This is a genomic window from Acinetobacter sp. Colony158 (assembly GCF_019264745.1).
GTDB lineage: Bacteria > Pseudomonadota > Gammaproteobacteria > Pseudomonadales > Moraxellaceae > Acinetobacter > Acinetobacter ursingii.
The window spans coordinates 1750036-1764139 of record NZ_CP078523.1 but is presented as its reverse complement, the minus strand read 5'-3'; the positions used below and the strand labels follow the sequence as shown (position 1 = coordinate 1764139).

The following is a 14104-nucleotide window of genomic DNA, read 5'->3' as shown; positions in this document are numbered from 1 at the left end:
CCTCAAGACCCAACCAACACCCTGTTTTTCAACAAGTTTTTATCCGCATCACCGCCGATGAGTGCGCATTCTACAGCATTCCTCAACCAACGCAACCCCTTTTTTTAAAGATCTCACTCCATCGTCTATGTTTTGATCATATTCGACGGGTTTGATTACTTCTTAAGCAAACAAGGCTGAGCTTGAAGGAATTCATCCGCAAGAATTTGTGTTTGGTTTTTTTCTTGCCAATTTAAAGGTCGAATATCAATATATTCGCAGTACGCGCTTTCACCTTCAAAATCCTGATCGTATAAACGCGCATGATAACGAAAGCTTCCAGCAAAACCCGCCCCTACTCCAAATTTATAATCCCCTCGACTTTGTGCTTTGATTTCAAAAATGGGCTTTCCATTTTCCTCTACATACCAAGAAAATTCTCGAGGAAGGTACATTTGACGATGATTTGGCGTGGTAATCTTTGGGTAAACACGATGAACATGAAAGTAGACTTTTTTATCAATAAAGAGGTTTTCTCCATTGATGCCACGCAAATAAAATCTGGAATAAATGATCTGATTCCATTGATTGCGCACCTGACTCAAAATCACTTGTGTGTTTTCATTTAGATTGATCAGTTGGTGCGTATAAAATGCCAATGGGAGATAGGGAATATTTGCAGCACGGGCATAATCAAAACTTCCCATACCACTAATTTCATAATGTTGATTTTGATATTTTAAATACCCCTCGCAATGACACAATACTGACCAATGTTCAAATAAATTCCATTTCAATGGAACAAAGTGAGTAATGTTTTCTGTTGTTTGAATTTTGAGATTCAACTCTAATTCTCGATCCTGACGTTGAATTTCAAAATGTGGAAAATTTCCTTTGAACTGGTCAATTTGATCAAATTGGTAATGGTATGAATGGATTTGACACTGCTGGTTAAGCCGATAACTTTTTAAATGTCCTACCTGATGTGGACTCAATGCCATCATTACGCTGGCTATATTGGAAGCTTTATCTTTGATAATACTTGGATTATGAAACAATGGAATTTTGGGTTGACCCAGCAAATTAATAAAATTAAAAAAGTGAAGCGGTGCTGGTAGATTGGGTAAGATCAAACCGTGATAAACCAGTCTAAAGTGTCCTTTCGGCGGATGATAAGCCAGTAAAGCGGTTTGGCTGAGTTTGAGGTTCAGGCGTGTAGACTGTTCTAGCGAACTCATCAACATTTGCATACTGAACCTCACCCATAAGCATTATGTCTTTATAGTAGGACTTTGTTTACGTGCGAACAAGGTGGTCACAAAACCTGAAATTGCATAAATAATGGATACGATTAAAATCCCCATTGGAATATTGTAAGTAATTGCTGCAAAAATCAGCACAACGGGCAACATCACCACAAATGGCACACGTTTACGATCCATTTGTTTAAAAGAATAATATTTAATATTTGAGATCATTAAGATCGCAACAATGACCATGTAGATTGCATAAGCGATTTGTACTTTAATATCACGAATATCGAAGACAAACGGATAATCTCGACTGACCCAAATCAGGGTAATCACCAATATTGCAGCCAATGGACTGGCGATACCGATAAAATAGCGTTTATCCACCACACCAATTTGCACATTAAATCTCGCCAAACGAAACGCAGCACAAGCGGTATAAATAAAGCAACATGCCAAGCCAATACGACCTAGATCATGCAAGCTCCAGCTATACATCAAAATAGCAGGCGCAACACCAAACGCTAATAAATCGGATAATGAATCGTATTGCTCACCAAACGCACTTTGCGCACCAATTGCTCGTGCAACACGTCCATCGAGTCCATCAAGTAAGGCTGCAAGAAAAATCGCATAAATAGCTTGTAAAAACTCACCATTCATACTCGCAGTAATCGAATAAAAACCTGAAAGCAACGCAGCAGTCGTGATCAGATTTGGCCATAAATAGATCCCACGGCGTTTAACTTTTTGGCCTTCCTGAGTCTGTTCCTCTTCAACCACTTCAAAGGTAATACCATCAAAAGGATGGTCATTCTGAGTTGATTCATGGTTAGGCTTTTGTATGTTTGTCATTGTTGTTGATCTCAAATATGCTTTGAATGATAAGTTTTACTCACCTACAAGCCAGCGAACTGCGGCATGACCGCCATTTTCCTGCATACGCAAATGTGGAAATAACCATTGTAAGGCCTGATCGGCATCTTCTGAAAATTGCCAAGGTGGATTAATCACCAATAAACCACAACCATTTAAACCTACTGGCGTATCATCGGGCCAAACACAAATCTCACAGATGAGCTGACGGCGAATGCCGGTTTTCATCATTTTCTTTTCAAAACGTTCAATCATGGCGCGATCCTTAATCGGATACCAAACAGCAAACACGCCTGTTGGCCATTTTTTATAGGCATTTTGCAAAAGCTCAACCAATTGTGGAAAGTCCTTACGCTCCAACTCATAAGGCGGATCGATCATGACCAAACCACGTTTTTCTTTTGGCGGAATCACACCAAGTAAACCCTCGTAAGCATCACGCTCATGCAAACCCATGCGTTTATCGCGAATATTTTGACGAAGTTGTTGGAAGACATCGCGTTGCATTTCAAAAACAGTGGCTTTATCTATCTCACGCATCGCTTGCAGGGCAAACCACGGCGATCCAGGATAAGTTCCCTTACCTTGTTCAGCGCGGATATTTTCAACCAGTTTGAGATATTGTTGTACGCCCTCAGGAGCCTGACGTTTTTCCATATCTCCCAGTTGAACCAGTCGATGAATACCCGTTAAAAACTCACCTGATTTTTGTGCAGGTGCCAGAGATAAATCATATTTTCCCGCACCAGCATGCGTATCAATATAACGATAAGGCTTATCTTTCGCGTTTAAACGTGTTAACAATTGAAGCAAGAGTACATGCTTCATGACATCAGCAAAGTTGCCCGCATGGAAATGGTGACGGTAATTCATTTTTTACATTAATTCCTCAGATTAACGTGTATTTTAACATGAAAAAAAGCAGTTACGTGTGCATGAGTTGTTTTAGAATAGCGAAAGCTCACGCTGGATAGGTTTTCTTTGGTGGGTTTATTTGATGATTGAGAGGCAAAATGCAGCAAATTTCTGAATCGATTCAGCATGACATCGAACAAATTCTGGATGATTTAGACCAGCATGGCTTTGCTATCGTCAACCAAACACATTCAGCGCCATTTACCAGTCAACTGCTAGATGAATGTCTATTCAATTTAAATCAGTTTCGCGAAGCTGCCATTCAAAATGGTATCGTCAGTAAAATTCGTAGTGACCATATTCTCTGGATTGATGAAAAATTAAAGATTGCGCAACAGCATATCGACTTGCTCCAAAATTTTTCACAGGCATTTAATCGTGCTTTTTTTCTTGGGATTCAATCTATTGAAGCGCATTTTGCTTGTTATAATGCGGGCGAGTTTTATGCCTTACATCGCGATAATCCTCAACAAAAAAATGATCGAATGATTTCAGCCGTTTATTATTTGCATCCAGAATGGCAACCCGATTGGGGTGGACAACTGCGCTTACAAGATAAAAATGAACAATGGCATATCATTGAGCCTGAACCTAATCGTCTAGTCATCTTTCAAAGCGATTTATTACACGAAGTATTGAGTTCCAAGCGGCAGAGACTTTCCATTACAGCATGGCTACGCAGTGGCAACTCCATTTGGTCTTCTAAATAATGATCTGGATAAATAGTGATCTGGAAATATGCCATCAAAGCTGCAACACTGCGTTTCACCCGTGTACACTTTTAAAATCGCCGAATAGCCTCATATAATGACGATAAACCCAGAGGATGAACCACATGCTAGATACAAGCAAAATGATTGTTGAGCGCATCGGAGAAACTGATCAACACTACCTTGCGGGCAATACACCTGAACTTGCACTGGAACGTGGGGATTTACGTTTACAATTGGTTGAGATCAGCCGCAACCGTCAGGAACGTGTGCATTTTTTACATGAAGCGATTGCGATTTTAGAGACATCTCGCGTTGAATTTGATGAAATGCCTATGTCACTTTATATTGACTTGTCTTTACAATTGGCCAAAGCCTATATGATGTATTATGAGCTGAATCGTGAAGCAAAATTTGCCACCATCACTCAGCAAATTTTAAAACCTTTGGCGCATTTACAACATGGTGATGTGTTGTTCTTTTTGGCTTATGCGTCTGCGGTTAAAGCCGAGTATGCATTGGCGCGCCATTGGTTAGAAAAATATAGCCAGTGCACTGAGTTTGATCTGGAGTTAATGCAGCATCATTCAGCTTTTACTCAATTGCATCAACACGATTGGTTTAAAACGCTAATCCGTTCAAAAACACATTAAACTGAATCATGGATCCTAAAGCTTAGGCTTTAGGATTACTATCGATATGTAACTGTTGATTGAGTTCATCAATGACAATCGCCCAATCATCATCTTTATCAATGTGGCTTTGTAAAAACTGACGCTGTCCTTCGCTCCAGAATTCTGCATCATGCAGCTCTACATCTGCCGAAAGTTGATGTTCTTTAATGAATTGATCCATCGCACTTTCACTGGCATCCAATCCAAGCTGCTCAAATAATAATTCTAAAGTGGGTTGTTGTTCGAACATTGTTATTCTCCATGAATCAACTGACCTAAGTTAAGCTCCACGTTAACCACAATACGCTGTTTTGTCATCTATATCCGTTTAATCTTCTTGTTATTTTTTGTTTTAAATCATCATTATGCAAAAAACAAGATCATAAAAAAAGCACCCCTTTAAGGAATGCTTTTTGACGATTAGAAATCGTTTTTAATTATTTTAACATGTCTGCAATTGCAGCACGTTCTTCTTCAAGTTCTTGAAGTGTTTTGTCCATACGTTCACGGCTGAATGCGTCAATTTCAAGACCTTCAACACGTTTGTATTCGCCATTTTCACAAGTAACAGGCACACCATAAATAACGCCTTCTGGAATACCATAAGAACCGTCAGAAGGAATACCCATCGTTACCCACTCACCGTTTGTACCCAAAGCCCAATCACGCATATGGTCGATTGCAGCATTTGCAGCAGAAGCAGCAGAAGACAAACCACGCGCTTCGATGATCGCAGCACCACGTTTACCAACAGTTGGAAGGAATACGTTCGCATTCCAGTCAGCATCATTGATTTTGTCTTTTAAGTTTACGCCATTTGCAGTTGCAAAACGGTAGTCCGCATACATGGTTGGAGAATGGTTACCCCAAACTGTAAGGTTTTTAATATCAGCAACCGCAACGCCTGCTTTTTGCGCAATTTGAGTCAAAGCACGGTTGTGATCAAGACGTAGCATTGCAGTAAAGTTTTTCGCTGGAAGATCTGGAGCAGATTTCATTGCGATGTAAGCATTGGTGTTTGCAGGGTTACCCACAACCAATACTTTCACGTCACGGCTTGCCACTTCGTTAAGTGCTTGACCTTGACCGATGAAGATTTCACCGTTCACTTTCAACAAGTCAGCACGTTCCATACCAGGACCACGTGGACGAGAACCCACCAACAATGCGTAGTCTGCATCTTTAAATGCAACTTTAGGATCATCAGTACCGATCATGCCAGCCAACAATGGGAAAGCACAGTCGTCAAGTTCCATCATTACGCCTTTAAGCGCTTGTTGAGCTTTCTCAACTGGAATTTCAAGCAATTGCAAAATCACTGGTTGATCTTTGCCTAACATTTCACCGCTTGCGATACGGAATAACAAGCTATAACCAATTTGACCTGCAGCGCCAGTAACGGCAACACGAACGGGTTGCTTCATGTAATTATCTCCAATTGAGGATCGTTAAGATGATTAAACAGATAGCCCATTTAATCTAATAATCATAAACGGCAAAGATTGTACTCCAAACCCACAAGAGATGCATTTAAAAGAGAATGAATTTCAACAAAAGTCTGATAGAAAATACAAATCAATTGCGACCAAGTGATTAATAACTACCTTTAATTGTGAACTCATTTGGACAATTGGACACCACATGACTAGAACATTGTTTATAGGTTCCATTGACCTGATAACAAACCTGAACTTCTGTCAAAATCTGTTCTGAACGTGAAGATTCACAACTCAATCGAATACCATTGGCAGGTAAAGAAGGATTTAAGCGAACAAACTGTTGTTGTAGATTATTTTTCTGAATTTCCTTATTGATTCCACTGGTTAAATCCGCAGGAATTTTCAAACGCTCTGCATAATTAATAATCATCCGAAAATACTGACTGGCCGACATAGGAATACATCCACCAATACTACGCCACAATTGTGCGCGGGCATTTTCATCAGGCATGACACGTGCCACAACTTTGGCTTGTAAAGGTGATAATGTAGGAGCAGAAGTGGTTTCACAACTCGAATGACTGGTTTCAGGCAGCAAGCCTGTAATGGTTAGGGAATATCCTTCCAGACATTTACGCTGTTTTTGCCGCGAAGAATCTAGCGCACATACCGCAGGTGTCATTTGAATTTGCATGACATAGCCTTGTAAGCGTGGTGATTCGGCATATAAATTCGGAGCAAATAAAACAACATTTACCCATAATACGCATCCCGTCAACCATGAAAGACAATGGTATGTAAAACTTTTCTTTTTCATCGAACTAAAAACTTAACCGTTATCATAAGAAGCCCCATCCTGTTTTAAGGTGTGCTACGAACAGGAATGGGAAGCATGCGTTGTTCTATCGATTGAGGCCCCCGCCCCAACAGAACACCATAATGTGCAGCATTGGTCATAACATGCTTTACATAATCTCGTGTTTCAAGTAACGGAATACTCTCCGTATATTGATCGGCTGACAAAGCTTGAAAATCAGGCTGCCAGCGGCGAGCACGATTTGGCCCAGCGTTATATCCTGCGGTTGCCAGCACGGGATTACCACTTAACTGCCCCTGAATCATGGATAAATAAAATGTTCCATAACGCACATTGGTGTTCATATCAGTCAAAGCAGCAGGATTGTAAGTCTCACCCATTTGTCGGGCAATCAGTTTTGCTGTATCAGGCATAATTTGCATGAGTCCACCTGCCCCGACATGCGAACGTGCAGAGGTTACAAAGCGACTTTCCTGACGCATTAAACCATAAGCCCACGCAGGATCAATTCCTGCATTTTGACTATGATTCACCACCGTGACTTGATGAGGCATCACATAACGATAGGCATAATTATGTTTATTGACCGTACGGTCTGCCGCGTAAATTGCACGATCATACCAACCCATTTCACTGGCACGTTGCGCAGCAGCCAGCAACAAACCATCATCTTGTTTCAAGTACGCCTGACGTACTGCCCAGTTCCATTCACGATTGACATAGTTATCAGGCGCATTGACATTGCGCAAAGTAAAAGCACGTCGAAAATGAATATCTTGACTCAATCGTTGTAAATCATTATTGGTCGCTTGGGTGTAAGCTGGAATATCATTGTATTTTTTCCCCAAATGATCCCGCGCCAACAAATTATGATAGTCATCACCTGACTGAGCCAATTTTTGATAAATCTGCTGCGCTTGTTGTTTTGCCTGCCGATCATTGCGCTGTTCTAAAGCACGCGCTAACCAATATTGCCAGCGATCTTCTTGTTTTTGACTGACCGACATGCCATCAATGGCACGAATCACACTTTCCCATGAACCAAAACGGATGGCTTGGCGCGCATACACTTCCGCTTCTTCTGGACTGAAGGGATAGCCATAACTTAAATCAAAACTATTTAAAACTTCACGATTAAAGTTATTTTTCATGACTGTGGTACCGCCGATGTACCCCACCGTGCGATATAAATATTTTTGAACATCGGGCGGTGTGCCTTCTGCAAGCCGCTTTACATTGCCCAATGCTGAAGTTAAATCACTATCTGCCAAACGACCTAAAGCAAAAATTAGATATGCATAATCGGTCTGGGAAGTTTTAGGCGCAGACCATAAATAATTCAGTGGATTGGATTGAATCTGATTCAACTGCGCAAGAGATAAACTCATGCCTAAAGTCTGCGCAGTGGACAGAGCCAGTCCAGATTGACCTGCTCGTAACTGCCCCCACAAACGTTGTTGTTTGTCCTGCGCAGACATCAGTGGGCTGGATTGCATCATGCGTCCCAATCCGTTACAGGACTCTGGTTGGGTATTGGTGGTGAGCCAGACATCTTTATATTCAGCAAATACCAGTGGATCACCTGAACTGGCGCGAACTTGTGCCACAGCACAGCTTTCAGCACGATCTGGATTGGTTACATACGGCAATACAGGTTGAGCAGTTGCCAAATCCCCTTGTTTAACTTTTTCTTCGACATAATCTGCCGATAATTTTTCAGCCATCGCAGAGTTAGGATAACGCTTGGCAAAATTAATAATGGTGGTGGCAGGCTGCAATCCTAAATCAGTGTTAAGTTTCCAATATTCTGGATAATAACCTAGCACATCATTTTGCATGGAAAATTGGTATTGATCGAGCGCAGTTAAATCGCCTGCATTGGCGGCACGTAATGCATCGTTAAATTGTTCCTCAGCAGCAAAAGCCACAGATACTGAAAGTGATGTTAAGACACTGATCGCACTGGTATAAATCCATTTATTTTTAAAGAAAACTGCCACTGAAAATTTACTCTTTTTTTTCCATGCCATAGACGCTTTTTTAAACCCCAATCACTTCTGCGCTCTGCTAGTGTAATTACTCTTGACGCCCGCTACTGTTGTGTTATGTAAACTGCTGATTCAGCAACAGTAATATTCACATTTTTTTAATTGAAAAATCAACTATATTAGCGAATCACTTACTTATCACAGTCTGCAAAACATCTTGATTTAAAGCTCAATGTTTAGCCACTTTATTTATTTCGCGATCTTTGTCGCAAATACTGCTACAATTGCGCGCTTTCGTCGGATCAAATCCCGATAGACCGGTTTACTTTATTTAGGAGCCTACATGACGGTTCAAACTTTCATTCCTAATGGTGCCAAAGCTGCCTCAGAAAACACTGTCACCCAGCCAGCGCACACCCAAGATGTTTCAATCAAGAAATTGTATATTGAAACTCAAGGGTGTCAGATGAATGAGTATGACAGTCATCGTATGGCAGATCTTTTAGGCGACTCTCATGGCTATGTCCTGACTACAGATCCGAAAGAAGCCGATATTCTACTGATGAATACCTGCTCGATCCGTGAAAAAGCTCAGGAAAAAGTATTTAGTGAGTTAGGGCGCTGGCGCAAGCTTAAAGAACATAATCCTGACCTGATTATTGGGGTTGGGGGCTGTGTTGCGTCTCAGGAAGGCGACAACATTCAAAAACGTGCGCCCTATGTCGATATGGTCTTTGGTCCACAGACTTTGCATCGCTTGCCACAGATGCTGGATCAACATCAGGATCAGGTCGAAAAACCCAAAAAAGATAAAATCAAACTGGTAGACATTTCTTTTCCAGATATCGAAAAGTTTGACTTTTTACCTGAACCACGTGTCGAAGGCTTTAAAGCGTTTGTTTCGATTATGGAAGGTTGTTCAAAATACTGCTCGTTCTGCGTCGTGCCTTATACGCGTGGCGAAGAAGTGTCACGTCCTTTGGATGATGTATTGGCTGAAATCGCAGGATTGGCTGAAAAAGGGGTTCGTGAAATTTCATTACTCGGCCAAAACGTCAACGGTTACCGTGGTGAAACTTTCGAAGGTGGAATTTGTACCTTCCCTGAATTGTTACGACTCGTTTCAGAAATTCCGGGCATCGGACGTTTGCGTTATACCACTTCGCATCCACTTGAGTTCTCTGATGACCTGATTCAATGCTACCGAGACTTACCACAAATGGTGTCTCATTTGCATTTGCCTGTACAAAGTGGCTCAAATGCCGTGTTACAAGCGATGAAGCGTAACCACACCATTGATGTGTATATCGAGAAGATTGCAAAACTCCGTAAAATCCGCCCAGACATGCATTTATCCAGCGATTTTATTATTGGCTTCCCGGGTGAAACCGATGAGCATTTTGAAGAAACTTATCAATTTATCAAGGATTTGGATTTCGATCATTCTTATAGTTTTGTCTACTCAAAACGCCCGGGTACACCCGCGGCTGAACTAGAAGATACGACATCCGAAACAGTCAAGAAAGAGCGTTTAGGCAAAGTTCAACACTGGATCAAGCAGTCTAGTATCCGTAAAACTGATGCCATGTTGGGTACAGTACAACGAGTATTGATTGAAAATGTTTCCGAGAAAAATCCAGATCTTTTAGTCGGGACTGCGGACAATACACGACTGGTTACATTTATCGGAGATCCTTCATGGGTGGGACGCTTCGCAGAGATTGAGATTACCGAGATCAAAACTTTGAATTTAGTTTATGGTGAACTCTTGAATCTTGAGCCTGACGTGGCGTAATGTAAGGGTATTAGAACAAGGCTAGAAAAAGGATAACTCTTTGACTGCAGCGATTCGACGTACCGTTACTTTTCCCGGCGTTTCAATGACCCGTTTAAAAAGCATGTTAGGTGCATACAACGGTCACTTGAAGCAGATTGAACAGCGTTTAGATGTACAAATAACTCATCGTGGTGACGCGTTCTACATCGATGGTGACATTGATGCAGTCGAACGAGCAGAATCACTGCTCCAGCGTCTTTACGATGAATCAGAAATTTCCAGCCAGATTAGTGCCGATATCTTACACCTGATGATTCAGGGCAGTCAGACTGATCGAGAGCTTATGGATGATTCCGAACAGGAACATACAGGTCTAGATAATGTCTGGCTACAAACTCCCAAAGGTCGTATTAACCCTCGTGGTACCAACCAAAAGCGTTATGTGCAGCGTATTTTACAAAGTGACATTTCGTTTGGAATCGGGCCAGCAGGAACAGGTAAAACCTATCTTGCCGTTGCTGCGGCTGTCGACATGCTGGAACGCAATGAAATCCAGCGTATCCTCCTTGTTCGACCTGCTGTTGAAGCAGGTGAAAAACTCGGCTTCTTGCCAGGTGACTTAGCTCAAAAAATCGATCCATATTTGCGTCCTCTTTATGATGCCTTATATGAAATGTTGGGTTTTGAAAAAGTAGCCAAACTGATTGAACGTCAGGTGATCGAAGTCGCACCACTTGCTTATATGCGTGGTCGCACACTGAATCATTCTTTCGTGATTTTGGATGAAGCGCAAAATACCACGCCTGAACAGATGAAGATGTTTCTCACCCGTTTAGGCTTTGGTTCACGTGCTGTCATCACGGGCGATATAACGCAAGTCGATTTACCACGCGGACAGCAATCTGGTTTAGCGCATGCTTTACGTGTACTAGAACCGATTAAAGAAATTCACATTACCCGTTTTCATTCACGTGATGTGGTACGTCATCAACTGGTTCAGAAAATTGTTGAAGCTTATGAAGGCTGGGACTCTGAACAAAATCGCTTAAGTGCAGAAGCACGTGCTGAACGCAAAGCACGACAAGAAGCCTTGATGAATGAACATGATGCCGCGGCGGATGCCCAGCATCAGGAAGTTTAATATATTCATCAAGTTGTCTATTAACTTACAAAATCAGGGGATTGCCATGCACTCCCCTATTTTTATGAAGGATCAGGTTTGAAGCTTAATCTTAGTTTACAACAAGAATTTAAATCTTCTGATTTAGTCTTGAAGCGTGTTCAACTTAAAAAAGCCATTGAAGTGACATTACGTCATGTGGATATTGACAGTGATTGTGAAATTGGGATTGCCTGCGTCGATCATGAAGAGAGTCATCGTCTAAATCTGGAATATCGCGGTAAAGATAAATCGACCAATGTACTGTCTTTTCCAAGTGATATTCCTGAAGAAGTTTTACCTTTACTGGATGCCCGTCCTTTGGGTGACTTGGTCATTTGTATTCCTGTTGTGCTACAAGAAGCCATTGAGCAAGATAAAACAGCACACGATCATTTTATGCATATGTTGGTACATGGTACTCTGCATTTACTGGGTTATGACCATGAACTGAGTGATGAAGACGCAGAAGAAATGGAAGCGCTAGAAATCGAAATTTTAGCGAAGTTGGGATTGGAAAATCCATACTTGGAGCGGTAGCTTTCAGTATTTCAATGAATACGTCTAATGCACTTCAAACTCAGCCTGTGCTGGGTTAAATCTCCATGTCCGGATAATCCGTAATTCGGAAATATCCTTCATTCCTGTATCAAAACGACCAAACGGTGCGCCACGGCGTACCGATGCTTTAGCAGCTTCATCCAGTATTGGGTGTCCAGAACTCTCGATTAAACGAATCGCACGAATGCCGCCTTGTGCATTCAGCACCACCATGAGTCGAACTTCACCTGCTAAATTTTGTTGTTTGGCTTCATCTGGATAATAACGGTTGCCATAAAGTTCCACTTTTTCACGAAATTTATTTAAATAGGCTGCTGATGCATCTTGCTTGGCTTGAATACCATCTACGGTTTTAATCCGTTGCTGTCGGCTAAAATTCTGCTGACGCTGTAAATATTGCGCCTCAATGCTCGCGACCATGGCTGCTTTAGCTTGAAACTGGCTTTGTAAATCATCCTGTGCTTTTTTTCGCTGGTTTTCTTCCGCTTGTTTTTGCCAGCTTAATACCGTCATCAGCACTTTTTCTTCAAATTTTAGCTCACGTTGTTGCTGAATATGGTCAAGGGTTTGTGTTGGTGACTCACCTGAACTCTGATCAGGCATGGCTTTGGGCATATCACTCGACATACGGTGAGAATCATGAAATTTTCCAGATCCTTTTTGATTTGCCTGTGCTAAAAAGTCGGTATGCTCAACCTGATCAGTACTTGGACGAATCGATACTGCAATTTCTTTGGTCGCAGTATCCGATGGCGCAGGCATGGCGAAATGAATCAGCAAAACGAAAATATGCAGCACGATTGCAATCGCAATTGCAGCCAATAAAATAGAATCCTGCCACCAGTGTCGAATCACTGGAAAATAACCTACATTTTTTTTAAACATTGTGTTCAACTAACAAAATGTTGCATCCCCACCTGTGAAAACAGGATAAAATAAAACCATTATTCATTTTTAAATAAAAGCGTGACACACTTCAAAGCCAATAACAATAAGGTTTGAAGTTTTAAAAATGTAGCAATTAATTTTGCTAAACTGCAACAAATAAACTCATTTTTTTCATGTTTTAGATTAGATTGTAATTTTGCAATCGACCAAAACAGCTATTTTTTGGACAGCCTTTATGCCAACATTACTGTCATCGATTTCTAAACATTTGCGTCGAGCTTATGAAAAAGCCGAAGAATTTATCGAAGAAGAACGCGAAATTCCAGTTTCACAAGTATTCTTAAATGCCACCTTTAAACGCTATGTAACGGATAATCTCAGTTTTCTGGATGATTTACATGCCGATGTCTACGAGGGTTGGCTACGTTTGTATGCCACGTTACATTTTAAAGGATTGAGTACCACACTTTCGGTCGATTTAAAGTTGATCCAAATGGAGCTCAATAAAGACACCCAACTTCTGGTCTTTGAACAAATTAGCGACACACAGGTTGTTGAAGCCAAATTTAAAAATACCTTACAGAAAATCGCCTTTAATAGTTATGTTTTTTTCTATCACAAAATATTGCGCAAAGATCCGCTCGGCCCGATTCTTGAGCGTTTCGAGGTAGTCAAAGTCAAAGATGAGCTTTTATTTTTAGATTTAAATCGCTGGCTAGGCAAAAACCGTAGTGTGATCGATGCACTTTCCAAAGTTCATGTTAATCATGCACAACTCAGAGAAGCAGAGCTGGTGGTACTGGGCAATGTCAACTTTATGGCACTCTTTAATAAAGGACTGAGTAAATCAAGAGATCAAGAGGATGCTGCTGAAGAAGAGTTAGAACTTGCAGAAACCACGGTCACTCCGATACGACAAAAAAATGAATAAGCTCAGAAACAAAACACGCATAAAGACATTAAATATCAACATAATGAAACAATGCATACGGAAATACTGCGTTTTTCTTCATCACGAAATGTAATACTATCTGGAATGATTGAAGACTTTTTCACTATTTCATTTATGAC

General features: G+C 41.1%; 14 protein-coding genes. 6 read left to right on the top strand and 8 right to left on the bottom strand.

Annotation, left to right across the window (positions count from 1 at the left end; genetic code table 11):
* Positions 1–155: 155 nt before the first annotated feature.
* From JR005_RS07240 to JR005_RS07230, 3 genes are read right to left on the bottom strand one after another with little or no spacing between them, the layout of a single operon-like run.
* A complete protein-coding gene (locus tag JR005_RS07240) occupies positions 156–1229 on the bottom strand; it encodes a DUF6670 family protein (RefSeq protein ID WP_218664805.1) in 1074 nt (357 codons plus the stop codon).
* A 21-nt stretch (positions 1230–1250) separates the two neighbouring features.
* On the bottom strand, positions 1251–2084 hold the full coding sequence (pssA, locus tag JR005_RS07235; protein ID WP_004985472.1) for a CDP-diacylglycerol--serine O-phosphatidyltransferase: 834 nt from the start codon (positions 2082–2084) through the stop codon (positions 1251–1253).
* A 36-nt stretch (positions 2085–2120) separates the two neighbouring features.
* On the bottom strand, positions 2121–2978 hold the full coding sequence (locus JR005_RS07230; RefSeq protein WP_004985467.1) for a 23S rRNA (adenine(2030)-N(6))-methyltransferase RlmJ: 858 nt from the start codon (positions 2976–2978) through the stop codon (positions 2121–2123).
* Positions 2979–3118: 140 nt separating this feature from the next.
* On the opposite strand from JR005_RS07230, the gene JR005_RS07225 reads away from it, so the two are divergent.
* A complete protein-coding gene (locus JR005_RS07225; RefSeq protein WP_005002081.1) occupies positions 3119–3730 on the top strand; it encodes a 2OG-Fe(II) oxygenase in 612 nt (203 codons plus the stop codon).
* 125 nt (positions 3731–3855) lie between these two features.
* Positions 3856–4383, top strand: coding sequence for a hypothetical protein (locus tag JR005_RS07220; protein WP_004985465.1), 528 nt, complete (start codon positions 3856–3858; stop codon positions 4381–4383).
* Positions 4384–4405: 22 nt separating this feature from the next.
* On the opposite strand, the gene JR005_RS07215 is transcribed toward JR005_RS07220, so the two are convergent.
* The 4 genes from JR005_RS07215 to JR005_RS07200 form a co-directional block, all read right to left on the bottom strand.
* Positions 4406–4654: a DUF2789 family protein gene (locus tag JR005_RS07215; protein WP_004985459.1), complete on the bottom strand. Its 249-nt coding sequence runs from the start codon at positions 4652–4654 to the stop codon at positions 4406–4408.
* A 187-nt stretch (positions 4655–4841) separates the two neighbouring features.
* Complete coding sequence (locus JR005_RS07210; RefSeq protein ID WP_004985458.1) at positions 4842–5828, bottom strand: malate dehydrogenase; 987 nt, start codon at positions 5826–5828, stop codon at positions 4842–4844.
* Positions 5829–5997: 169 nt separating this feature from the next.
* A complete protein-coding gene (locus tag JR005_RS07205) occupies positions 5998–6660 on the bottom strand; it encodes a ribonuclease T2 family protein (RefSeq protein ID WP_004985457.1) in 663 nt (220 codons plus the stop codon).
* Positions 6661–6704: 44 nt separating this feature from the next.
* Complete coding sequence (locus JR005_RS07200) at positions 6705–8690, bottom strand: lytic transglycosylase domain-containing protein (RefSeq protein WP_218665773.1); 1986 nt, start codon at positions 8688–8690, stop codon at positions 6705–6707.
* A gap of 301 nt (positions 8691–8991) precedes the next feature.
* Between JR005_RS07200 and miaB the strand changes: the two genes are divergently transcribed.
* From miaB to ybeY, 3 genes are all read left to right on the top strand, one after another.
* Positions 8992–10443 (top strand): tRNA (N6-isopentenyl adenosine(37)-C2)-methylthiotransferase MiaB, encoded by a 1452-nt coding sequence (gene miaB, locus JR005_RS07195; RefSeq protein ID WP_049175635.1) that lies wholly within the window; start codon positions 8992–8994, stop codon positions 10441–10443.
* Between the two features lie 40 nt (positions 10444–10483).
* Positions 10484–11566, top strand: coding sequence for a PhoH family protein (locus JR005_RS07190; protein WP_004985450.1), 1083 nt, complete (start codon positions 10484–10486; stop codon positions 11564–11566).
* Positions 11567–11644: 78 nt separating this feature from the next.
* Positions 11645–12124 carry an rRNA maturation RNase YbeY gene (ybeY, locus tag JR005_RS07185; protein ID WP_119686873.1) on the top strand — a complete coding sequence of 160 codons (480 nt, stop codon included), beginning with the start codon at positions 11645–11647 and terminating at the stop codon, positions 12122–12124.
* 24 nt (positions 12125–12148) lie between these two features.
* On the opposite strand, the gene JR005_RS07180 is transcribed toward ybeY, so the two are convergent.
* The gene (locus JR005_RS07180) at positions 12149–13030 is read right to left on the bottom strand and encodes an energy transducer TonB (protein ID WP_218665772.1); all 882 of its coding nucleotides are present in this window, start codon (positions 13028–13030) and stop codon (positions 12149–12151) included.
* A gap of 238 nt (positions 13031–13268) precedes the next feature.
* On the opposite strand from JR005_RS07180, the gene JR005_RS07175 reads away from it, so the two are divergent.
* Positions 13269–13964 carry a hypothetical protein gene (locus JR005_RS07175; protein ID WP_151839053.1) on the top strand — a complete coding sequence of 232 codons (696 nt, stop codon included), beginning with the start codon at positions 13269–13271 and terminating at the stop codon, positions 13962–13964.
* Positions 13965–14104 lie beyond the last annotated feature (140 nt).